Annotated in this window: 17 protein-coding genes and 2 pseudogenes; 17 read left to right on the plus strand and 2 right to left on the minus strand. The window is 38.2% G+C overall.

The features are described 5' to 3' along the window. Positions 1–115: pseudogene (locus GVV20_RS04515) on the plus strand (IS30 family transposase); the annotation flags it as partial. A gap of 65 nt (positions 116–180) precedes the next feature. Here the strand turns inward: GVV20_RS04515 and GVV20_RS04520 are convergent. After that, positions 181–1,533, minus strand: coding sequence for a D-alanyl-D-alanine carboxypeptidase family protein (locus GVV20_RS04520; protein WP_159741703.1), 1,353 nt, complete (start codon positions 1,531–1,533; stop codon positions 181–183). 134 nt (positions 1,534–1,667) lie between these two features. Between GVV20_RS04520 and GVV20_RS04525 the strand changes: the two genes are divergently transcribed. The 12 genes and pseudogenes from GVV20_RS04525 to GVV20_RS04580 all read left to right on the plus strand — a co-directional run bounded on the left by GVV20_RS04525 (position 1,668) and on the right by GVV20_RS04580 (position 20,276). After that, complete coding sequence (locus GVV20_RS04525) at positions 1,668–2,054, plus strand: P-loop NTPase family protein (RefSeq protein WP_159741702.1); 387 nt, start codon at positions 1,668–1,670, stop codon at positions 2,052–2,054. Positions 2,055–2,213: 159 nt separating this feature from the next. Beyond that, positions 2,214–3,143, plus strand: coding sequence for a 30S ribosomal protein S2 (gene rpsB, locus GVV20_RS04530; protein WP_159648269.1), 930 nt, complete (start codon positions 2,214–2,216; stop codon positions 3,141–3,143). Positions 3,144–3,146: 3 nt separating this feature from the next. Further along, entirely contained in the window at positions 3,147–4,034 is an 888-nt protein-coding gene (gene tsf, locus GVV20_RS04535) for a translation elongation factor Ts (RefSeq protein ID WP_159648270.1), read from the plus strand. 46 nt (positions 4,035–4,080) lie between these two features. Next, the gene (pyrH, locus tag GVV20_RS04540; RefSeq protein WP_159812653.1) at positions 4,081–4,791 is read left to right on the plus strand and encodes a UMP kinase; all 711 of its coding nucleotides are present in this window, start codon (positions 4,081–4,083) and stop codon (positions 4,789–4,791) included. A gap of 2 nt (positions 4,792–4,793) precedes the next feature. Beyond that, complete coding sequence (gene frr, locus GVV20_RS04545; protein WP_159637823.1) at positions 4,794–5,339, plus strand: ribosome recycling factor; 546 nt, start codon at positions 4,794–4,796, stop codon at positions 5,337–5,339. Between the two features lie 2 nt (positions 5,340–5,341). Further along, positions 5,342–6,022, plus strand: coding sequence for an undecaprenyl pyrophosphate synthase (uppS, locus tag GVV20_RS04550; protein WP_159740682.1), 681 nt, complete (start codon positions 5,342–5,344; stop codon positions 6,020–6,022). Between the two features lies 1 nt (position 6,023). Next, on the plus strand, positions 6,024–6,791 hold the full coding sequence (locus tag GVV20_RS04555; RefSeq protein WP_159648273.1) for a phosphatidate cytidylyltransferase: 768 nt from the start codon (positions 6,024–6,026) through the stop codon (positions 6,789–6,791). 12 nt (positions 6,792–6,803) lie between these two features. Further along, positions 6,804–7,874 carry a M50 family metallopeptidase gene (locus tag GVV20_RS04560; protein ID WP_159740683.1) on the plus strand — a complete coding sequence of 357 codons (1,071 nt, stop codon included), beginning with the start codon at positions 6,804–6,806 and terminating at the stop codon, positions 7,872–7,874. Positions 7,875–8,003: 129 nt separating this feature from the next. Then, complete coding sequence (locus GVV20_RS04565) at positions 8,004–9,731, plus strand: BspA family leucine-rich repeat surface protein (protein WP_159740684.1); 1,728 nt, start codon at positions 8,004–8,006, stop codon at positions 9,729–9,731. 103 nt (positions 9,732–9,834) lie between these two features. Then, the gene (locus GVV20_RS04570; RefSeq protein ID WP_159637819.1) at positions 9,835–10,284 is read left to right on the plus strand and encodes a hypothetical protein; all 450 of its coding nucleotides are present in this window, start codon (positions 9,835–9,837) and stop codon (positions 10,282–10,284) included. Between the two features lie 152 nt (positions 10,285–10,436). Then, positions 10,437–11,867, plus strand: a pseudogene (locus tag GVV20_RS04575) (6-phospho-beta-glucosidase). 504 nt (positions 11,868–12,371) lie between these two features. After that, positions 12,372–20,276, plus strand: coding sequence for an LPXTG cell wall anchor domain-containing protein (locus GVV20_RS04580; protein ID WP_159740685.1), 7,905 nt, complete (start codon positions 12,372–12,374; stop codon positions 20,274–20,276). Between the two features lie 84 nt (positions 20,277–20,360). Here GVV20_RS04580 and trhA read toward each other — a convergent pair whose 3' ends face one another. After that, a complete protein-coding gene (gene trhA, locus GVV20_RS04585; RefSeq protein ID WP_236261749.1) occupies positions 20,361–21,029 on the minus strand; it encodes a PAQR family membrane homeostasis protein TrhA in 669 nt (222 codons plus the stop codon). 162 nt (positions 21,030–21,191) lie between these two features. On the opposite strand from trhA, the gene GVV20_RS04590 reads away from it, so the two are divergent. From GVV20_RS04590 to GVV20_RS04605, 4 genes are all read left to right on the plus strand, one after another. Beyond that, the gene (locus GVV20_RS04590; protein WP_159740686.1) at positions 21,192–23,012 is read left to right on the plus strand and encodes a dockerin type I domain-containing protein; all 1,821 of its coding nucleotides are present in this window, start codon (positions 21,192–21,194) and stop codon (positions 23,010–23,012) included. A gap of 11 nt (positions 23,013–23,023) precedes the next feature. After that, the gene (locus GVV20_RS04595; protein WP_159740687.1) at positions 23,024–24,493 is read left to right on the plus strand and encodes a hypothetical protein; all 1,470 of its coding nucleotides are present in this window, start codon (positions 23,024–23,026) and stop codon (positions 24,491–24,493) included. 103 nt (positions 24,494–24,596) lie between these two features. After that, entirely contained in the window at positions 24,597–25,061 is a 465-nt protein-coding gene (locus tag GVV20_RS04600; protein WP_159740688.1) for a transporter, read from the plus strand. Between the two features lie 53 nt (positions 25,062–25,114). Beyond that, positions 25,115–25,564 (plus strand): DnaD domain-containing protein, encoded by a 450-nt coding sequence (locus tag GVV20_RS04605; protein WP_236261711.1) that lies wholly within the window; start codon positions 25,115–25,117, stop codon positions 25,562–25,564. Positions 25,565–25,567: the final 3 nt, after the last annotated feature.

The raw sequence follows: 25,567 nt of genomic DNA on the forward strand, positions 1-25,567 counted from the left end.
ATATCTTGATGACATTGCCTTTAAAATCAACTCAATGCCTCGCAAAATGTTTGACTTTAAAACTGCTTATGAGATAGAATTTTTAAAAATGAATAGTGGTGCGGTTGAGATTTGATAAAAGAAAAAACATGGGCTAGCCATGTTTTTTATTTTCTTTAGTTGGATCATAGCAATGCATGCTTAATGGTTTTGGTTTCGACGTTGCATTTCCATTTGTTGACGGCGGAGCATTCGGCGCTTGCACAGTCTCACTCGGTTGATTTCACGAATCGTGATAATGAGTGCACCGAGAATCAAGAAGACGATAAATACAACTTGACCTATGGATTTCATGAAATCCATAAAGACCTTGGTACCCTTTATATTGATGTCTAAAGGTGCTAACACTTGGGTTTCAAAAACGGTTTTGGTGTTATAGGATACTTTAATTTTTGCCATATCTGTATTTTGCGCAACAGGTGCGATAAAGTTTGGTTGAGTTGCTGTTACATTAATAGCAACATCCTGTGGAGAGATTCCGTTTGGTAAATAGGTCACAATGTCGTAGTCGAGCATTACCGGAAAGGGTGAACTCGCATGCAGTATAGGAATTTCTTGTAGGATGGTATTGCGAGTTACAAGTGTTGTTCGTTTAAAATCGTCAAAGACACGTGAGTAAACGTTGATGGCATCAATTACGTTCGTGAAGAGTAAGTCTTCATTAGGTGCATTGGTGCTAATAAAAATTAAGTGGGAGTCTCCGCGTTTTGCTACACTTGAAAGTGAGCGTTCAGCCATCTCAGTGTAACCAGACTTAGCGCCATACAAATCGGTAAATCCTTTTTCATGAGCTGCTTCTAAAGACCGATTCACAAGTTCTATGCCATTTGGTGCTGTAGGCGTTGGTGATGTTGTAAACGTAACTGTGCTGTATATCTTCGCAAATGTTTTGTTTTTCATTGCGTATTGGACTAGTAATGCTAGGTCGTAGGGTGTCGAGAGATGATCATCTTCATCGAGGCCACTGGTATTTAGAAAATTAGAATCTTTCATGCCGATTTTTGCTGCGGTTGCATTCATGTGTTGTGCAAGACCTTCAGGATCTTGCGTGAGGCGCATTGAAATTGCGCGTGTCGCATCAGCACCAGACGGTAATATAATTGCGTAGAGTATGTCTTCAATTGTAACGGTATCGCCGCCTTCGAATCCGGCAACAGATGCAATACTCGTTAAATCATCAACAACCTCTGCAGGAATTGTATAGGTTTCTTTGAGTGATAAATTTTGGGACTCAAGCATTTCGAGTGCCGTAATTAAAGTAAGTACTTTGGTAATGGAAGCAGGATGAATTTTTGAATACCCATTCTTTTGTGTTAGAACCTGGCCGCTTTCCATATCCATTAAAAGATAATTAGAGCTGTACATCATGATGTTTTGTACAGAGATAAGGTCTTCTTGTGTTTGATAGGCAGTTGTAGGTGATTGTGCATAAGCAGTCGTTGGTGTAGAAAAACATAAGACACCTACAAGTAGTAAAGTAAATATTCGTTTCATGGACAATTTCCTTTCTTAAATAATATACCATAAAAGCAGAAATGGTATTGTGTAAAAAAGGTGGAATTGCATCAAACTGCATCTGAATCCAAAGAATCATTGTATTATGATAGAATATAAAGGTGGAGGTTTTTATGAAACGACTAATTATTGGGGATGGCGAAGCCATCCAAAACGAAATGAAAAAACAAGGTTATGATGCGCCTTACATTGATCTCAGAGGAGGTCATCAAGAGGTGGAAAACTTAATGGATCTCTATGAGACGATGAAGCCAGAATTAATTACTAAAGTTCGAGAAACTATAATTGCGGAGAGTCCTGATGAAATAATTGTTGTTGGGAAACTTGATGGTTACCTATGGCTGGGAACAATTATTACACGTTTTTTTGGACAGTTTAATTCATGGAATAACCAACGCGAAAATGACTATGGCGTTACAACGATTATTATTGATCAGAAGCCTGTAAAACTGTATGCAGTATCGCAATTAGAAGACTATAAATCAATCGAAAAGGTGTAAAGGATAAAACCTTGAACTCCCTATATTAATATGTTAAAATAATAAACGGTGCAAAGACACCTATATTCACACATCATGGATTGACGGACTCCGTGCTCAAATATGAGTCGTCTCGTCTTGGAAGTGATGGAGGACTAACGGAAAGGTAGGAATTTAGTTATGTCAGTTGTGACAATGCGCAAATTATTAGAAAGTGGGGTTCATTACGGACATCAAACACGTCGTTGGAACCCAAAAATGAAGCCGTATATCTATGCAGCTAAAAACCGTATTTACATCATTGACTTGAACAAAACTCAAGACAAATTAGATGTAGCATACGCAGCAATGAAAGAAATTGCTGAAAAAAATGGAAAATTATTGATTGTTGGTACTAAAAAACAAGCACAAACAATCGTTGTAGAGGAAGCATTACGTAGTGGTTCATTCTTTATCAACCAACGTTGGTTAGGTGGAACATTAACAAACTTCCGTACAATCCAAAAAAGTATCCGTCGTCTTGTAGAAATCGAAGAGATGGAAGCAAGTGGATCAATCCAAGTTTATACTAAAAAAGAAATTGCTTTATTACTTAAAGAAAAAGACCGTTTAGAAAACTTCTTAGGCGGAATTAAAGAAATGAAGAAACTTCCAGATGCAGTATTCGTTGTTGACCCACTCGAAGATGCAAACGCAGTTGCTGAAGCACGTAAATTAGGAATCCCAGTATTCGGTATCGTTGATACAAACTGTGATCCAGATACAGTTGATTTCGCAATTCCTGGAAATGACGATGCAATTCGTTCAATCCGTACAATTGTTGGTGCTATGGCTGATGCTATGGTTGAACCAAAAGGTGGCGTATTACAAGTTGCATACCAAGACCAAGATCAAGAAGACATTACAATGGAAGATGTTATCGTTAACGTAGAACAACAAGCTGCAGAAAACGATCGTCGTCGTCGTCAACGTATGGACGAACGTCGTAAACGTGATGACCGTCGTCGTCAACAACGTTTTACACCACGTAATGACAACCGTGAAGGTGCTCCACAACAACAACGTGAAGCACGTACAGAAGAGAAAAAAACAGAAAAAAGTGAGGCGTAAACTATGATTACAGCAAGTTTAGTAAAAGAACTTCGTGAACGTACTGGTGCCGGAATGATGGATTGCAAGAAAGCTCTTGAAGCAACAGATGGAAACATCGAAGCTGCAATCGATTGGTTACGTGAAAAAGGTATGGCAAGCGCCGCTAAAAAATCAGGACGTATCGCTGCAGAAGGAACAAGTACAGTGTTATCATCAGGAAATACAGCAGTAATTCTTGAAGTTAACTCAGAAACAGACTTTGTTGCTAAGAACGAACAATTCGTAGAATTAGTTAAAGACTTGGCAGAAGTTTTCCTTGCAAACAAACCTGCGGATTTAGATGCTGCTTTAGCACTTGATCTTAAAGGACAAACTGTAAATGATGCAATCATTTCAGCTACAGCAACAATCGGAGAAAAAATTACACTTCGTCGCGTTGCAGTTGTAGAAAAAGAAGATAACCAAGTATTCGGTGAATACATCCATATGGGTGGTAAAATTTCAGCTGTTACTGTATTAAACGGTGACAATGCAGAATTAGCACGTGACATTGCAATGCAAGTTGCGTCAATGAGCCCACAATATGTTTCACAAAAAGAAATCCCAAGCGAAATCGTAGATCACGAAACAGCTATCCAAGTGGAAATCGTTAAAAATGATGCTGAATTAGCTTCAAAACCTGAACAAGTTGTTCAAGGAATTATTAAAGGACGCGTAAGCAAACAAATGCAAGATATCTCATTAGTAGACCAAATCTACTTCAAAGATGGAAAAGCTAAAGTTTCACAAATCCTTAAAGACGCTGGAACAGACGTTGTAACTTTTGTACGTTACGCAGTCGGTGAAGGTATCGAAAAACGTGAAGAAGATTTTGCAGCTGAAGTTGCAAAAGCATCACAAGTTAAATAAAAATAAGGACACTCTTTAGTGTCCTTTTTGAAAGGGCGTAAATCTCATGTACAAACGGGTATTATTAAAACTGAGTGGAGAGGCACTTGCATCCGATTCGGGTATTTTCAGTCGTGAAGTTCTCGAAGATGTAGCAGCTCAAATTAAAACAGTTGTTGAAGATGGTATCGAAGTTGCAATCGTCGTTGGCGGCGGTAACTTTGTACGCGGTCGTATGGCCGATGAGTTAGGGATTGATCGTACACAAGTAGACTCAATGGGGATGCTTGGTACGGTCATCAACGCACTTGCTATTCAAGGTGCACTTGAGGCGCAAGGAGTACCAACTCGTGTTCAAACAGCAATTGATATGATTAAAGTTGCAGAGCCATATATTCCACGTCGTGCAGTGCGTCATCTCGAAAAGGGACGCGTAGTAGTATTTGGGGCAGGTACAGGATCTGCATTCTTCTCTACTGATACAACAGCAGCATTACGAGCATCTGAAATTAAAGCAGATGTAATCCTAATGGCTAAAAACGGAGTTGATGGTGTTTACGATTCAGACCCACGTTTGAATCCGAATGCCAAGCGCTATGAGTCATTATCCTACAAAGACGTGTTACAGCAAGAACTTGCGGTAATGGATTCAACTGCAACATCAATGTGTATGAATAATGATATTGATCTTATAGTGTTTAATATGAATGAAAAAAATAATATAATTAAAGCTGCAAGAGGCGAAGCAACCGCAACACGTGTTGCTAGGGAGGTATAATCATGCAAGCAATTATCACAGATGGTCGCATGTTAATGCAAGATGCGATTGAGTCATACGAAGGTCGTTTAGGGACACTCCGTACAGGACGTGCAAACGTATCAATTCTTCACGGAATTATGGTTGATTACTATGGATCACCAACACCAATCGAACAAATCGCATCTTTATCAATCGTTGAAGGACGTCAAATCGTTGTGAAACCTTTTGACCCATCAAGTATGAAAGATATGGAGCGTGCAATTAATGAATCAACATTGAATTTACCAGTTCAAAACGATGGTTCTGTTCTACGTATTAACGTACCTCAATTAACAGAAGATGCGCGTCGTGAAGTTTCAAAATCAGTTGGAACCTTCGCAGAAGACGCAAAAGTTGTTGTTCGAAATGTACGTCGTGACTTGAACGATGAAGTGAAAAAAGCAGATGATCTTCCAGAAGATCAAGAACGTGCATTACTTGAAGATGTTCAAAAGCTTACCGACGAATTCATCAAGAAAATTGATGAAATTGCGAAAGCGAAATCAGCGGAGATTATGTCACTCTAATTATGGAGAGTCTAAGACATGTTGCCATCATCATGGATGGCAACGGCCGTTGGGCTCAAAAACAACGTAAGGAACGTACGGTTGGACACTACTTTGGTAGTGAAAATGTTCGTGAAATAGCCTTAAAAGCGTTGGATTTGGGCATTGAAGCCATAACACTTTATGCATTTTCTACAGAAAACTGGAAACGCCCACAAAAAGAAATTGACTACTTGATGAAGTTGCCGGCAGTCTTTTTTGAGCGCTTTCTTAAAGAACTTAACGAAAAGGGAATCCAAATTCGCACAATTGGCGATTTATCAATGATGCCTGAAAAGACTCGAAAAGTAATGGAAAACGCTGTCGAAAAAACAAAAGACAATAAGGCTTTAATCCTTAATTTTGCACTTAATTATGGATCACGTGATGAAATCGTTCGCGCAACACGAAAAATTATCCAAGACGGACGGACGGATATTACTGAAGAAGTCTTTGAGAGTTACCTTGATACAGCAGGAATGCCAGCTGTTGATTTATTAATTCGTACAGGTGGCGATGAACGCCTCTCGAACTATTTATTATGGCAATTGGCGTATGCTGAGTTGATTTTTGTTGATGATGAATGGCCACAATTTGGTCCTGACCAATTTGAATCATGTATTGAGGCATATCAAAAACGTCAAAGACGATTTGGAGGACTTTAGTATGAAAGAGCGTTTGATTACAGGAATTGCACTAATTGTTGTTTTCGGAACGGCAATTTTGATGGGTAATCAAGCTCTTTTTTTATTACTGCTTGCAGTAGTTACAATTGGAGCTTATGAAATCTATCGTCTAAAAAAAGACGAGATGAAACCCATAATCTTACCGTTATTGATTGTTTCGACAATTTTAGGTGGGTTATTAGGACCCGAATATCTCAGTGTGTTTATCATGGGATGGATCATGACCCTATTTGTGCTTACCGTAGTGTTTGACTGGTTTGATTTCAGTCATGTAAACTATATTTTTGTCATGGTAATGATGCTTGTGGCTGCAATCCAAGCTGTTAAAGTGGTGTTATCTTTTAACACGATTACTTTCTTATTCATCTTGTTAGCAACGTATGTCACAGATGCTGCAGCATATTTTGGTGGTCGTCATTTTGGGAAACATAAACTTATTGAACGTATTTCTCCAAAGAAAACAATTGAAGGGGCAGTGATCGGATATGTTGCTTCCGCGACAATTGCGTTAATCTTTGGCCATATCTTTGTAATTGAATATGTTCCCGCAATCGTAGTATATTTAAGTGCCGTTCTGATTCCTATCATGGGTCAATTTGGTGATTTAGCATTTAGTTTAATTAAGAGATATTTTAATGTGAAAGATTTCGGATATATTTTCCCAGGTCATGGTGGCATCTTAGACCGTGTGGATAGTGTAATCTTTGCACTCTTTACATTCAATATCCTCTTACAGATTTTTGTCTAGGAGGCTGTCAATATGAGTATCATAATGTCAATTATTTACTTCGCACTCGTTCTAAGTATCCTTGTGTTTGTGCATGAGTTAGGACATCTCATTGCCGCAAAAATGTTTGGTGTGTATTGCCAAGAATTTGCAATCGGAATGGGGCCAAAAGTGTTTTCAATTAAGAAACCACACTGGGAAACAACCTATAGTATTCGAGCATTGCCGCTTGGAGGATTTGTTTCGATGGCGGGTGAGCCAGGTGAAGGTGATATGGGTGTTCCAGTTGAGCGTTCGATGATCGGAATCGCCCGTTGGAAACGTCTGATTATTATGCTTGCTGGAATTTTTATGAATCTTGTGTTGGCGGTTGTTGTCTATGCTGGAATGTTTAGTATGAATGGTGTTGTTGAAGTACCTAAACCTATCGTAGCAGCAGTTGTTGAAGGCATGCCGGCTGATAAGGCGGGAATGCAGGCAAATGATGTTATGACTGAGATTACGTTTGCGGATGGAAGTGTTGTACATCCTAAAACATTTGCTGACTTACAAACAGGTATGGCAATGTACAAGGATAAGCCAATGACTATCAAATTAGACCGAAACGGCACAAGTGAAACTGTCACAGTGACACCAGAACCATCAAAAGAAAATAAAGATGTGTATGTAATAGGAATTCAAGCGCCTGCCGCAACGCTACGAAATGTGAATCTTTTTGAGGCTGTGCCGCTTGCATTTGCGGAAGTAGGCAGTGTTATTGCTCAAATGATTTTTATCCTAAACCGTGTTTTTAGAGGGATAGGGTTGGATAGCCTCGGTGGTCCAATTGCAATATTTGGTGCAACGTCTCAAGTAAATACCTATGGCGCCGTTTATTTCTTTAATCTAGTAGCACTATTATCTGTTAACCTGGCAGTTGTAAACTTGTTACCAATTCCAATTATGGACGGTGGTCGTGTTGTTATTACACTAATTGAAATGATAATTCGAAGACCGATTCCAGAAAAATTAGAAAATGCTTTGATGATTGCTGGTGTAGCACTCGTCCTTGTATTCTTCGTGTACATATCTTTTCAAGACGTGATGAGAATTATTCCAAATTAAAAAGGCGTTCGCCTTTTTTTTTTTTTGAAATATGCAATTAATTCGTAATTTATTTGAAAAACAAGTATAATCGTTTTATCTTTAGAAGTATGATTTGTCTAAAATATTAATATAAGGGGGGGATTTCAAATGCGTAAACATATACAAATTATTTCATTATTAATCGTACTTGGAGTTGTTGGAAGCAGTGTGACTTCAGGATTATTATCTGTTCAGTCGATGAACGAAACTTCGCAAGAAGATAGCGTACCCAGTACCCATCTCGAAATTGCAGATGTAGGACAGGAACTAAATCCGGACGGGTTGGATTTGGAATACACATTAAATGAGAGTGATCAGTTAGAAGAAAAAGATAGTGTCGATGCAAATGAAACCATAGAAGCGTCTGAAAAGTCAATCAATCAAGCAAACGTTGTTGAGTCTGTATGGGGTAGTAGTAAAGTTATCTATAATATCGACACTGCGACATTAGACGTGTATGATGGACTTTTGGAAAATAAAGCAGGTTATGAATTTCTTGATAATCAAAATCAAATAGTCAAAAGCCAGGTAAAAACGATAAACTTACATGGTGACGTTTTTACTCCGAAAAATGCGGATTTATTCTTTGCCTATCCGTGGTCGAGTTTAGAAGTGATTAATGGAAACCTTAATACCTCGCTTACAGAATCGATGATGGGCATGTTTGAACGACAAAGAACCCTTAAAACGATTGACGTAAGTCAGTGGGACACATCAAATGTGACTGATATGGCATTTCTTTTTTCTCAGTCCGGTGTTACTGCTTTAGATGTTTCAAAGTGGGATACACGTAATGTTGTAACCTTGAACCACGCGTTTAATGGTACAGGATTTTTGAAAGAACTTGATGTTAGTGAATGGGATACATCAAATGTATCCATAATGTCATTTGTATTTAGTTATACCGCTGTTGAATCGTTGGATGTTCATAAATGGAATACATCAAATGTCACAACAATGTCAAATATGTTTGCGATGACACAATCTCTAACTCATTTAGAAGGAAAACTGAATTGGGATACATCCAAAGTCACAAAGATGGATGGTATGTTTATCTTTAGCGGATTGTCGGAGTTAGATTTGAGTAACTTTGATACGTCAAATGTTACAGATATGGACGGAATGTTTGGCGGCATGGAAAATTTGGAAACCCTTGATATTGGTAGCTTTGATACGTCAAAGGTGACCAATGCCGAGAATATTTTTGGAATGGATGAAAAATTAAATCGCATTACGCTCGGTGCGAAAACGACGTTTCAGTCATTCTATACTGGATTACCGCTAATTTCTACAGAAAGTGGTGAGTATACAGGAGGTTGGATTCGAATTATACCTGAGAGTCCCTTTACAACTTATAGTTCAAGCGATATTTTTATGGAAAGTTTCAATGGGAATCTTGCTGGAACGTATGTTTGGGAAAGACCTATCAAAAATGGCCAATTAATCGTTGAGTTTGTTGATACAGAAGGTAATGTCTTGACAGAGCAATCAATTTCACATGGTCCGATAGGGAGTTCATATATTGCTAAAAGCAAGACGATTAATGGCTATACATTAATAGAAGTTATTGGATTGGAAACAGGCCAATTTTCAACTGAAGTTAAACATGTAAAATTTATCTATTCAAAGGATGAAGATCCTGAAGTTCCAGGTCCTGTTGATCCAACCAATCCGAAACCCGTCGATCCGAGTCCTAAAGAAGTTGAAACATTGCCCAATACGGGTCAGAATCCAGGGAATATGCTTTGGTTAGGTACTGCAATCTCATCCATGGGCGCCTTCTTACTGATTATGTTGAAAACAAAGACGCATGGTCGGAATGAAAGTAACTCGTGATTCTAATAGTGTCTTAGAATGCGACATAAGAATCGCAGAATGAAAAAAAGGCGTCAGCCTTTTTTTTCCTATCTATGATATAATGATACAAAAGGAGTAAGTTATGGCTTATACAGTAAATAAAATTGAATCAAAACCACAATGGTTTGCCGTCATGGATTTTACCATACCAGACTTTTCTCGCGATACAGATGTTCGTGCGATGTACTCAATGCGCTCAGAATTGGCGCGTCTGGGTATAGAACTTGCATCACCAGAATATAACTATATGATCGGGTATGACTCTGATGATCGTATTGAAGTTGTGGACGTAAAATTATTTGTAGCTATTGAAGCACCAACAGATAAAGAAACTACACTTACATTCATTGAAAAAAATGATACTCGTGAAGTAATTCGTATCGAGACCGATTCATTCGAGGATGTACATACTGGCCTTGCGGAATGGATGCATGATAATGATTATATCGGCGATGGCGACGTTCGTCGTGTGCTTGTTAAGGATGCAACACGTCTTGTCTTTGATAGTCCGGTTAAGAATTCTGACGAATAGTAAATTCACATTAATTAAAATTGTAATTTTGACATCAAACACTGTTTGATGTTTTTTTTATTTTTTGGAATCATAAAAATTTCAATGGGTCATCACAATGATGTATCATTCATTTGTTATATTGTTTGTAAACAACTACAGGAGGATGTCATATGGTATTTCCAAAAGGTTTTTTGTGGGGTGGTGCAACTGCTGCCAACCAATGTGAAGGGAGTTATAACAAAGGCGGACGTGGCCTTGCTAATGTTGATTTGATTCCTCACGGACCAGAGCGGTGGGATGTTGCGATGGGAACGCGGAAAATGCTGGAGTTCGAGGAAGGATATTACTATCCTGCAAAGCAAGGCATCAATATGTATGATCATTTTAAAGAAGATATTGCACTGTTTGCTGATATGGGGTTTAAAACTTATCGTCTATCTATTGCGTGGTCACGAATCTATCCAGAAGGTGATGAAATGACTCCTAACGAAGAAGGACTCAAATTCTATGAAGATGTGTTTAAAGAGTGTCATCGGTATGGTATTGAACCATTAGTTACAATTACACACTTCGATGTTCCCATTCATCTGACCAAGCGATACGGTTCATGGCGTAGTAGAGAGCTGATTACGTTCTATGAACGTCTTGTGCGTACCTTGTTTACAAGATATAAAGGCCTCGTAACATATTGGTTAACCTTCAATGAAGTCAATATGATTCTTCATGCCCCATTCATGGCTGCAGGACTTATCATTGAGTCGCATGAGAATGCAGATCAGATAAAGTATCAAGCAATTCATCATGAGCTCGTAGCGAGTGCACTTGCTACAAAAATTGCACATGAAATTGATCCAAATAACAAAGTGGGATGTATGTTAGCTGCGGGTGCGAATTATCCCAGTACACCTCATCCTGATGATGTTTTCGAAGCATTGTAGCGTGATCGTGAAGGTTATTTCTTCATTGATGTACAATCACGAGGCTATTATCCATCGTACGCGTTGAAAAAAATGGAACAGCTTGGCGTTTTCTTAGAGATGGAATCTGAGGATGCCAATTTGTTGCGTGAGCATACCGTTGATTTTATTTCATTTTCTTACTACTCGTCACGTGTTGCAGCTGCAACATCATCGAACCAAGAAACAGCAGATGCGAATGTCTTTGCATCATTGAGAAATCCATATCTTGAGGTATCGGAATGGGGTTGGCAAATAGATCCAAAAGGATTCCGAACAACGATGAACCAGTTGTACGATCGCTATCAAAAACCTTTATTTGTCGTGGAAAATGGTCTTGGTGCAATGGATACTGTAACGGAAACACAAGAAATCCACGATTCGTATCGTATTGATTACCTTCAAGCTCATATTCAAGCAATGCATGATGCGATAAAGCATGACGGAGTTGAACTATGGGGCTATACATCGTGGGGTTGTATTGATTTAGTGAGTGCGTCCACAGGTGAAATGTCAAAACGTTATGGTTACATTCATGTAGATTACGATGACACTGGAAAGGGAACGGGCAAACGAACTCCAAAGCAATCGTATTATTGGTATAAAGATGTTATTGCATCAAATGGTGCGATGTTTGACAAATAATGACGTTAACGCAGGAAAACTCCTGCGTTATTTTTATGTCTAAAATTTAAGTATAGTGCTATTTAAGAGTTTTACACATACTTTACAATGTAGTGTTGTGAAAAAAAGAAAAGAAATCACAGACGAAAGCAATAAAACATAATAGCATAATAAGTTAACAATACACTTATATAGCGGTGACAATTCAAACTTAAGGACTGTGAATGGAAATGTTAACGATAACGCCATTCTAAAGCCTTGAAATAACATGCATTTAATATATAAAAGCAATGGTAATTTAAACATTAGCAATCTTAAGATTGTTAGGATTATGTTTTGAAAAAGAAGTTCAAAAGAAAAATCTGAATTTTCGTAATGAAAGGTATAATTAATATATGTATGTACTATGTCTTTTATAAAGATACATCAGTGAAGTACTATGCACAAAAAACTATCTTCTACTCTATAGGGGGGTACCGAGGTAGTGTGTCACAGTTTACCTGTCGACATCAAAAAGGAGGAAATATGTTTAAGTCAAAGAAAAGACTTGGGCGCGTTTTTAGTGTCGTAGCATTAGCGTTTGTGCTCACACTGTCTAGCTTAACCGTTAGTGCAGCAACAGAGACGAAACCAAAGACAAATAACGAACTCGTTCAAGCAATTATCAATGACAAAGATACTAAAGTGTCATTGACAAATACTTCAGAAGGATATAAAGCTGAAGTAACCATGGATTTTCATATTAAAGATGCGGATTGGGTGACGATCCAAAACCTAACAGATTCTTTGGAAATGAAGTTTCCAGATTCAATGAAACTTGCGCCAAAGCAAGATATAAAGTTCGCAAATACAGATAAAAACTTTGAAAACAACGTTTATCAGTCTTTAGATGATACACGCATTAAGACTGAAAACAACACGATTGCGATAGACTTTAAAGATCTCACACAACGTCCAGAAGATTTCAGATTAGTATTTGAACTTGATGTTGCGGAAGATAGCAAACTGATTGAAGCGATTGATCTTAAAGACTTCCCAATCGTTGCGCCGTTGATTAAAGAAACGGTTGCATTTATTAAAAACGTTGAAGGGAACCAAACAAATACCCTTAACGCGATTTCAGATAATGAATCTGAAACAACTCCTACAGAAACCCCTGATGCGGGTAATCCGGAATCAACAAAGCCTGAGGGTGAAAATGGTGTTTCAGAGGAAAACAATGAAACTGTAAAAACGCAAGTGTCTGGAGATATCAACATTGAACTCGTTGGAAACCCACAGGCTCGCGTGAAACACGCAAACAGAGAAATAAATGATTCAAACCCTATTGTGATGAATAACTACTCTGAAACCGCAACTAACTATTCAATTGATCTATTTACGGACGAGAACCCTACACATTTAGGTGTTTCGTATGTCATTAAGTTGGATGATCAATCACTCGCTCTTATCACTGAAGAGAATAAAGCGAATGCGTTGGATTTCCAATACAAAAAAAATGGAGAACAAGTTCCATTCAAGTATGAGTATGCATTCCCAGAAGTTATTAAATTCTATGATCAAACTGGCGATAGTATTTTAGCGAGCACAAAGCTTTCAGATTATAGTACGTCGTCATTTAAACGTATAGCTCCGGGTACTAACGAAGGACCATTCAAATTAGATATCGAAGAAATCAAGATTGATTCTAATGTTGAAGGCGCAGCCGTTCAATATAAGTTCCAAGACTTTCTTTCAACACAAATTAGTAACTATATTAATGAAGAACTGCAAGCAGGGAAGTCATTAACTGATATCAAAGCAGCCTTGAAACAGGGAATTGTTGTGACAGAAGATCAATATAAAGTTGATGACTATCGTTACCAACAAAGTCCAAAAGCAAGCTTTGAAAAATTAAATATTTATCCGTTAGAGATTAAAAACATATTAAACTCGCAAAAGGATATTAAACAAAATCTACCAGTTACACCAATCGGTGGTATTGATAACAGTCTTGAAGCAAAATCATTTGAACAAGTTCCAAATGGTTTTGAATTAGTTTGGGAGGGCATTGCGAATACAAATCGTAAATCAACCCTAAATACTTTAGACTTGTCATTTGATGCACCAACAGTTGTTAAGACATCTGGTTTATCAAACTGGAATATTAAAACAGTTGTGAATGTATCTTATTTTGATGTGCTTAATGATGGGACACTCGTTCCTAATTCAACATTAACTCCAGAGCGTATTGAAAAAGTAAATGCTGCAACAGACAAGATTGAGCCAATTTCTATTGATACACACGGGCAAAATGTTGCTATTAAATACGATGTAACTCAAACTTACACAAATACGGATCTTAACCTTGAAATTGAAGGAAATCAAGTTGCTCGTTTGAGTGCAGCAATTAATAAGAATCAATTCAATAAATCCGTTGAAAACAAAAAAGAATTCCCACGTTCAATCGTTATTAACGGTGTAAAAGGTGCGGAAGGTGCACCGACAAGCTTGCACTGGGATGTTGTCTTCAACAACAATAAGTTGATTCGTCAACCCAATGATGGATTCAATTTCTATCTAGACGCAAGTAAAGTAAAAGCATACCGCTATAACGGTTCTGGTGATAGTTACAGCGAGATTAACGTCGCATACAACCAGATGAAGGTCAAAACAACAATATTTGTTGATGGAAAAGAAATTTCTAAAGATGGTCGATTCTCTGTTGAATGGAATGCAGATTTTACAGAAGCAAAAATTCGTTTGAAACCAGGACTTGCAGAACCTCTTAATAAAGAAGTTAAGTTCCAATTTAAATACGAAATTGATGTTGTCGAACCATATTCAGGTGAAAAAGCAATTCGTGATGAATTATTAACGTCGTCAAAATTGAAATTTGAAGGTAATGCAAACGTTAAATCATTCACCAACGGAGTTGAAATAGAACCTACAAAACCAACAGAAGAAGAACTAAGGGCACAACAAGCGCTTAACTACCTCGTGCTTTTAGATAAACGTCCTGTGATGATTGACTACCGTACCAAAGAAGTAATTTGGGGCGTTGCGATTAATACCGTAACAGCAAATCGCATTGGTTTGGAAGGCTTTACATATTCTGATACCTTTAAATCACCAGGTATGTTCTTTGAACCAATGGATGAAAATAATCCAATCTTAATGTTCCAAATTGATCCAACGAAGACCCCTCAAACATCTCATGGGGAGTATTCGAAATTTATCTCGGAAGTTAAGAAAATCATGGATAATGCCGATATTTATTCGGATGAAATTCCGAACGCAATTGTTGGCGCAGGTGGACTGTTAGAACAAAAACTTGATGCTGAAGCACCAGATTCTAAGACGTATGGCGATATTGTCAATTACGTGAATCCAAGTGATATTGCGTACTTAAAAGACGGTTCATCAACCCTTACAAATGAAAAATTTGCCCTCAGTCAACCGAAAGAATATCCTGGTTATGTCAACCAATTAAAAGGTAAAGTTGTAAATGGTGAACCCGGTGATCCATTTGTTTCAACACCGACAAAATCAGAACTTCTTAAAAATACAGACTTACGTATAGATTTTATTGAATCAAACAAGGCTATCGGACCAGCTGGTGGCGAAGATGAAAATGCTTACTATATTTTATATAAGACAAAATTATCAAGCGATACACCAATGGAGACCGTAAAAAATGCCGGTGCTTTAACCTTTGCAACGTGGGTCATTGGTGAAGGCAACACCATTACATGGACTGGCGGCGACATTGAAGCATCGAAAGAGCTTGGTGAAGTAGCTAAATACAACACGGTCCCGAAAAAAGAGGGAACCGTTAAAGTTATCAATGATCCAGCAACAGGACGTCAACGCCTTGCTGCAAATTGGAACATTACATTTAATTACGATGTTGATACGCGTCGCGTTGGTGAAGTGCCAATGGTTGTTGTTGATACTATCGATAAAACACGTGATTTAGGAGATTTCACTCTTGGGAACAAACACCTTGTTCCGCAAGAAATTGATGCGATAACACTCGCTAAATTTGAAGTTGATAAAGATGGAAATCTGAAGCCAACCAACGAAACTGTTGAGGTCACAAAAGCTTCAGGAGAACTCGTTGTTGAAAACACAAATGATACAATTACATATACGATTAAGAAACATCTTGATCCAAAATATGTCTACCGTTTTGAAATCAACACGCTCATTGAGAGTCATGAAGCAGTGATTCCAGATGCAACGGGCGAAGTATCCAATACTGTTGCGACAGGTGAATTTGAAAACAAAGTGACATATACACGTGGTCATAAACCAGATCAAGTCGATTTACCAGAACCCGGAGTTGCAATCGCTACTGCGGACTTAGGAAATCGGAACCGTGTCCAAAAAACAGGGTCCCTTGTTTCTGGAAGTTATCCAGGCTCACGTCAGCAAGTTCAATGGACACTTACGTTGAATGAAACGTATGAAAATATGTCTAATATTGTGATTAAGGATACACTCGAAAGTAAACATACTTTCAAATTCATTAAAGATCACAATGACTTGGAACAAAGTGGTACAGGAAATGCCGTCTTGGATCGATTCTCGATTCAAGAACTTGTTGGATCAAGTTGGCGAACCATTCCAAGTGATAAATATGTCCTCACAAATGCTGATGGAGATGCAAATAAACCATTAGATAACTGGACAACTGGAGAAAGTGGATTTATCCTTCGTTTCACCGAAGCAATGTCCAACCCAATTCGCATTCAATATGCAACATTTGGTCATGTTGTAGACAATAAAGAAATTCCATTGAAAAACCATGCGGATCTTTCTTACACCACTGATGCAGCACAACCAATTAATCACAAAGTAACTGCGGCCGTAACATTTAAAGTAAATGATGAAGCGGGTGGTTATGATGATGAACGCTTTGATATTGGATTAACAATGCGTTACAACAACAATCAACCGGCATTACCAACCGATTTGGATAAAGGTGAACGTATTACAGGGAATAATGTTGAGCAATCCATTATCGTGCTGTATCGTTACCAAAACAAATTTGTTGAAAACAACCACGTTTATCGTATCGGACAACCGGATGAAAATGGTTACCTTGAATTCAAGAATATTGAAAAAGGTAACTATATCGTTAAACAATTTAATGTAGCAGACGGCTATTCAGTTCCAAACTCATTAGGTTATGTTGAAGCCGGACGAAATACAAATAAAGATAAATCTGTTGAAATTAATGCAAGCCAACTTGCATCTGGAAATCTTGTAACACTTGATGTTAAAGATCCAAGTAAACGCATGTTTGATTTCTTTAGAGCAGATCCAGTTGTAACAAAAGTTGATTACGCAATTTACAACACAACACCAGTCTTTGAAGTAAAGACAGATGGCAAACTTGTAACAGCAACAGGTGCTGACGCAACGGAGAAACTCACCGATATTAATCTTGATATTACGAATGAAGCAAAACAAAAATCAGCATTTAGAAGTAATGATCAAGGAACTTTCAAAGTTGGAACAGTAAATCCTACTGATGAGCGTATCGACTTTGGAAAATTTGCAATTGCGCAACCAGCACAATCACTTGATGGTTACCTCCATAACACGGAGACGGTAAGCCATACCCTCGCAAGAAATCCTAATGGTACAGTTGATGCAACAACCATCAACGCTGCATTTAATAACTATAAAACAAGTGCAACAATGAAAGTTGTTCACCGTGGTACCGAAGACCTCATTGCGAACAGTGCGTATACGCTTGAACAATATGATGGAACTGCTTGGGTACCTTATGAAGCAACATCAACTGGAAAAGGTGATGCAAACGCATATACCCTTACAAATGGAAAACTAACGGTTCATAATCTTGATACAGGACGTTATCGTTTCAAACAAACTGCAGTTGGTGATGGATACCTCATTAATCCAGAGCCCCTAGAATTCTATGTCTATGGCCCAACACAAGCAACAGCAACTGATTCATATGAAGGAAAACCAGAAGTCATGCAACTTACATTCGACAACATTAAAGCGTCTGTAAACTTCTCAAATGTCATTGGTACAGAAACAATTTCTGGATCAACCTTTGAGATTAAAGATGCAAGTGATGTCGTTGTTGATACCTTCACAATTACGGATAAAGATGCTGGATACACACGCAATCTTGCTCCAGGAACGTATTCATTAGTTCAAACAGGAACAAGTGATAACCGTCCACTCAATGCTTCACCTATGACATTCGAAATCGAAAGTGACGAAGGCATCTTTGAAGGTGAAACCGAAGTAAGTACACGTACGATTGTGTTTGAAAACCATCTTGGAAGTTTCGAATTTGCGACACATACGCCATCGCTCGCAACCTTTGATATCGAGAGCTTTGCTTTAGATTACAATGAAACAGCAGTTGCCACACCAAGCCAAGTCAATCTTGGATATGGCAATTACGAAGTGAAAGATGTCCGCATTAACAATGCATGGATACACGTACCAACAGATTACACATTTGCTGTTCCACAAAGCTACACAGATCCAGCTACCTTGAAACAAACAGTTCATGTTTATGCTACACAAGCAAATATGGATTATGTGAACCGAGACGGGGATATCTTAACCGATACAACACCGCTAACTGGTGGTACATTCACACTAACTGAAGAAACTTCAAATACACTGGTTGCAAGTGTTGATGAAAGCAATCCAATCCGCAACATCGGACCTGGAACGTATGCTTTCGCACAAACAAATGCACCACAAGGATATGGACTCAACACCGCAATTCTTGCGAACATTGTAGTACCACAATCCTTAAGTCAAACTGATGTTGTGATTGATACAGTCAACCACACAATTGAGAACTATAATTTAGAACCAATTACTTATTACAACTACCGTGGAAAAGTTGTGTTAACGAAAACCTCAGCAGAAACACAAGCTCCGCTTGCGGGTGTCGTTTTCAATCTCTATCACGAAGGTGTAAAACTTGATGGTGAGTATGTAACGGATGCAAACGGTAAAATTACGATTGATCGTTTAGCACCAGGAAACTACTACTTTGAAGAGATTAAAGGGGATGGCAATCACATTGCGAACGCAAGTAAAACACCATTTACAATTGCAGCATCCAATGAGAATGCTTATGCACCACAAACCGTAGCAGTATCAAACTACTATGCAGATGTTGTGTTTAAGAATACAAACCCAAGCCATGATGTCATCTATATGGATGGGACATTCACACTATTCTCTAACGAAAATGGAACGTGGACACCTGTTAATGGCTTCATAGACTTTAAAGTTACACCACAAACAGACACCTTTAAAATCTTTGGTGTTAAAGCAGGTTCATACAAACTCGTACAAACAAAAGCACCGACACATACTGTCCGCAACACTTTTGAATACTTGTTTGAAATCCCAGACTATACGCCAGAAGAAATAGAAGGTCGCTTGACATTAGAACTTGATGATTACATTAACTATCAAGCAACATTAAAAGTTGATCTTATCGATCCAAATGGTGCGTTTACAAACAACGTTGATGCAACATTTAACGATGCGTCAGGCCGTAAAGATCCAATGCTTCAAGTAGGCTCAGTCCTAACACGCGCTGGATTGGGGTCAGGAAACTATACCATCACAACAAACAAAGCCGATCAAGCAATTGTTGTTGATGAAACATTAGATGTTGTAGTTCCGGAATCAGCATTGAATGACGAAGGCTTAGCACTCACTAAAACACTTCGCGTAACGTATGCTCGAAATACACTGAAACTCGTTGATGGCCGTACCTCAAATGCCTTAAACTCAGGTATCTTCATGATCAACGATGTTGCATACACAGTAGGTTCCGATGGATTAATTAAACTTGATGGACTTACACCAGGAACGTACGCTTATGTTCAAACTCAAGCAGCGAATGGTTATGTATTAAATACATTAAATCAAGGCAGCTTTGAGGTATTTGGTAAATTGAGTGATTTTGAACCACAATTTGTAAACCGTGATGGTTTCCCATATGTTGATCTTCAAACAACGACATTCAATAATTACCGTGTCAATGTTATTATTAACAAAGTTGATGATAAAGACCGTCCATTACAAGGCGTAGAATTTACATTAACACAGGACACAAAAAATACCGTAGTCACAACGAATGCTCGAGGTCAGGCGTTTATTAATGACCAAGCACCGGGAGCCTATGTTCTTAAAGAAACGAAAGCTCTACCAGGCTACGAAAGTATCACTGATTCCCATGAATTTATCATTGAGTCGACTCATGCTGGTGAACCAGAAGATATTATTTTCAATGTTACAAATAAAAAAATCATTGGTCCAACCCTACCTTCAACAGGTATGGCTGCAAGTATTCCTTGGTTTGCATTTGGCATCGTCGCAGTTGGTGGCATCTTCATTGTCGCTTCTCGCCGTCGTCGCAAAGATCAATAAAATGAAAAGACCACTACGAACATGTAGTGGTCTTTTTATTTGCATCAAAAAACGCATCCCGTAAGATGCGTCTAAGTCCTATGATTAAATCATGAAGAATACGATTGCGATGAAATGTGATATTGATGCTGCATTAATAAATAGATGCCAAATAAAGTGATAGTACTTTTTGTCTTTTTGAAGGTAGAAATAAGTTCCTACTGAGTAAAAGACACCACCAAGTACAATCAATCCAATAAACATTGGGCTTGTATTTTGTATCAGTTGAGGGATTAACAATACTGCTGCCCATCCCATTACAAGATAGATTGCAACTGATAACTTTGGCATCGAACGTTTCGCAACTGTTTTTTGCAAAATTCCAATCAAGACCATGAGCCATTGAATCACGACGACAGTAACACCAAGCCATCCATCGATAACAGTTAATGCAATTGGCGTATAGGTCCCAGCAATCGCTACAAAAATAAAGCTGTGGTCCAATATTCTAAATATATATTTATGTTTCGTATCGTTGGCCATTGAGTGGTAAAGTGTCGATCCCATAAACATCAAAAATAAAGAAATAATAAATATCGCATCGCCGATGACTAAGAGCCATCCACCTTGTTGAAATGCGCGTACTGATACATATGGATAAACTAAAAGTAGTAAACCAGCCATCACACCATGTGATACAGCATTCGCAACTTCTTCACCAAATGTGAGTCGTTTATAATCTTTCATCGAACGATCCATCGTTTTAGTTGTCATAATGTCATCTCCGTTCTATGAAAGTGTAACATAAAAACCAAATGTTTGTATATCAAAGTATATAAGAAAATTGTGAAGTATATATGAACACATTCGACGTTAAGAAACTTGTATAATTTATACACACTCTATATAATTAAAGTAAACGTTTAGGGGGTTAATATGAAAAATTCACATAAAAATAAGATCTTAAAAGGGCTGAAAATAGGTTTAGCACTTACAGTGATGGTATCAATGGGGTCATGGTCTTTACATGCACTTGGTGAATCAAGTGATGAAGACTTAGGTACCGTTGAAAAAGATAATGCCATTGCGCCCCCAGTACAAAGTCAAGATGCGCTGGAAAATTCATTGCTTGAAGTAATCGAATTGGAACCAATGGCTCTTGACGAACCTGTAGAAGCATGGGGTGGTGATACCGATGGGGTTGAAGCCGCAATCCAAGCTCGTGCAGCTGCGACGTATGCGAAATCAGGATTTATCCAATTTAATCTTGCGATTGATCAAAATATTTTCCTTTATGACACAGCAACCGATACCAGTGCATACCGTTATTTATCCGGACACGTTGCTTACTCGGGGGTAGTTCCGTTTTATGATGCAACCAGTGAACGCTACAAAATAACAATTAGTGGTATTGAAGGATGGGTTCCTAAATCTGCTTTCAAGGAATTCAAAGTATCAGAAGCAAAAGGCGCAAACTATTACTCTGTCCGTAATGGGAACTTATACAATAATATTAGTATGGGTGCGGCCACCAACAACTATGGAACAATCTTAAATGGCCCAGCACCATCATACCTCAAAGAAGACACACGCTATTTCTCAGCAGATGGTCATTATTTCTATAGTAACGTCAATGACCTTATTCTCGATTATCAAGGTGGAAATAATTATAACGCCGTTAATAAATCGACACCCTTCTACAACTATTACCAGTTTCTGTCATTCCGTTCAGAGTCTTCTGTAACGGCTAATCAACTCAATACATACCTAAGAGACCGTAAAGGGTTTACGAGTGCACCTACAGACTGGGATTCAATGACAAGTACTCAATCAAAATTATATGGATCAGAATCTTCATTTGTTGATTTGGGTCGCAAATACGGAACAAACCCACTGATGAACTTTGGTGTTTCAATTAATGAGACTGGCTGGGGCCGTAGTTGGCTTGCAGTAGATCGTAATAATGTATTTGGACATAATGCAACTGATAGTAGTCCTTGGTTAGCAAATAGCTACGATAGTGTAGCGACGGCTGTAGATATTCACTACACGATGTTCTTAAACTGGTTATATATGGATTTCGGTGAGTCAAGTTTCTACTATGGTGGTTATCTTGGTGATAAACAAACCGGTATCAACGTTAAATACTCAAGTGATCCTTTTTGGGGTCAAAAAGCAGCTGCATTCTCCTATGAAATTGATCGTAACTATGGAAACCAAGATTATGGGCGATACTCGATTGGAGAATCAACAGCACAGGTAGTTCCTATTCGAAAAGAACCGACCACAAGTTCTCAACAAGTTATGAAAACAGAAGTAGTTGGACAAAAAGTCATGATACTCGATACTGTTCAAGGCGAAAGTGTGAATGGAAATGCAACATGGTACAAAATTGCGGCAGATTCGTTACTGAATAGTGATCGCGACCGTTTGGCATGGATAACAGGTGGTGCAAACCGTACTGCGACTTATGACCGTAACAATAATTACCTCTACATTCACTCGAGCAATGTTCGTAAAGTATTTGACGGTAAAGGATCATCAGTTACACCAGAACCGGAATTTAAACGTGGTGATTTGAACGGTGACGGCGTAATAGATATTAGTGATATGATGGTCATTCGTCGACATATTTTAGGAATTAAAGTTTTGACAGGTGATGCATTTAAGAGAGCAGACCTAAATGGTGACGGTGTTTTGGATATTAGTGACATGATGATGATAAGACGCCACATTCTTGGCATTAAACCACTTTAGAGGAGATTTAAATGAAGAAAATATTTAAAATAACTTTGATAGCTATAGTTTTGGCTTTTGCTACAATTCCTGTATTCGCTGCAAGTGTCTTTGTTAGCATAAATAGAACTACGGTTTCTCCAGGTGACACTATAACGATCACAGTTGGTATTGATGACCCTGAAGGATTGGTACAAGCAGACTTTGGAACTACTGGCGGTATTTCATCGCCAAATGGGAATAGAATTGTATCTAGAGGTAATTCAGATAGTCTCAGTTTTGTAGCTAATTCAAGTGGTAGAATATCTGTAACAGGATTTGGTGAGGACCTTGATGGAACTAAATATCCCGTTAATAGAATATTTGATATTACTGTGGAAAATAGTACGAGCGAGGAAGGTGATGGAGACGAAAGCACTGAAAGTGGTAGTGGTGGCCATACAGGTGGTGTTGGGAACGGTTCATCGAATAGTGGAAGTTCATCGACTCCAGATAAAAATAAAAACCCAGAGCAGTTAGCAGAAGAAAAAGCTGCTGAAGAAGCTAAGGCAAAAGAAGATGCACAAAAAAATCCACTGATCAGCTCATTCAATATCATTTCAAATAACGAAAAGAAATTTGGTGAGACACTAAGTGATATTCCTACAGCGGTTGATACATGGGAATATGAGTATAAGTTACCGAAACGAATTGATAGTGTACTATTAGATGTTAAGAGTGTAAGTGAAACAACAACACTTACTTTCGATAAAGAACAAAAATTTGCTGAAGGTGAAAAAACAAAAGACATTGTGATTCGTGCGGTTGACGGCGAAATCACACAAGAGTATAAATTAAAACTAACACGTGATGACAGTGAACCTGTTAAAGTCAATGTTGGTGATAAGACTGCTACACTCTATGATGATGAAGCACTGGATAAATTGATGACAGAGTATGGGTTTACAAAAGAAGCAATCGATCAAAATGGAACGGCATCCTTTGCTTACCAAAAAGATGCGATGAAACTGCAACTCTTAACCGATGAAAAACAAAATGCGCAATGGTTAGCCTTGGATAAAACTAATGCTGCTAAAACTGTAGTGTATCCGGTACTTCAAGATGAAGGAAAAATGTATCTCTTGACAGCTCCAAACCCAGAAATGGCAAAGCAAACATACGGTGGGGTCGCGGTAACACCAAAGGATTTAGATTTCAAAAAATTTGAAGGTGTTGATAGCTCATTAAAATTCGACAAACAAGTATCGGTTTGGAATTTAGAAGGTGAATCAGGTATGATCGTGAATGGAATGCAAACCACGGACTCAGAACCACGACTTTACCATCTTGATAATACACAAAAACTAACACCTGCATTTGTTGCGTTTGATGTAACGTCATCAAAAACGACAAAAGTATGGGCAATTACCGCAACAGTTGTGGCAGTTGCACTTGCAGCAGGATTCGGTGCGTATCTATACGTCAATCGTGCACCTAAAAAACGTAAAGACGTAAACATTTAGAAATTAAAACTCGGGCGAAAATCTCGAGTTTTTTTATGCGAAAATTATCGGAAGATACGCTATCGGTTGTCAAATATGATAGAATAATACAAGAGGTGCGTGCATGAATAAAATTATCAAATCATTTCTTAAATCACTGCTTTTAGTAGCTCTTGCAATCCTATTATTTTGGATAGGATATGTGGGCTTTATTGGCGGTCCTGCGCGTGCATATGAACGCGAAGATCGACTCATGGTAGAAGCAATGATGGAATCAAAAGGATTTACAGAAGCAACAATTATTGATCGATTTTCATATGACGAAGTGTATTACATAACAGAAATAAATGATGACACTGGGAACTTTATATTTTGGTTTAACAAAGACCTAACAAAGACAGGACAACATGATGTTGTGACAACAGAGCCAGTCCATGCACTCGCAACCAATTTTGGAATGCGTCCCGAGGATGTATCCTTCGGAGTTTATCAAGATAAACTCGTGTATGTGCTCAAAAATAAGCACTTTGAAAAATTTGTAGATATTGATTCGCACAATGTTGTATATGATCGAGGGAGTGGTGTTTAAAAATGTGGTGGAATAAATCATACATCAATCGAAGAGATTGGATATTAGAAAATATGAGTACACTAAAAGTAACGCCGAATCAGGTGGTAGTGCTACTCTTAATTGATTTCTTAAACGAACAAAACATTGCCATATCGCTCGAAGTTCTTGCCGAACAATCAGGGATGAGTGTGCAAGCGGTAGATGAAGTAATGCATGACTTAATGCGTCAGAAAATGCTTGCAATCAAAGTCGAAAATGAGTCCATTCGTTTTATTATGGATGGATTGTTTCAAGATGGCGTTGCCTATGAATACGTCAATCAGTCTATCTTTGAAGTATTTGAGAGCGAATTTGGAAGGCTTTTATCACAACCAGAATTAGTGATGCTGAACAATTGGATGAAACAATATACTGAAGCAGATATTCTAGATGCCTTGCGTAATGCTATGGTATATAAGAAAGTCTCAATGAACTACATAAATACAATTTTGGCAAACAAACAAAAAGAAAAGCAAGGTTAGATC

The organism is Erysipelothrix aquatica (genome assembly GCF_009828775.2).
GTDB lineage: Bacteria > Bacillota_I > Bacilli_A > Erysipelotrichales > Erysipelotrichaceae > Erysipelothrix > Erysipelothrix aquatica.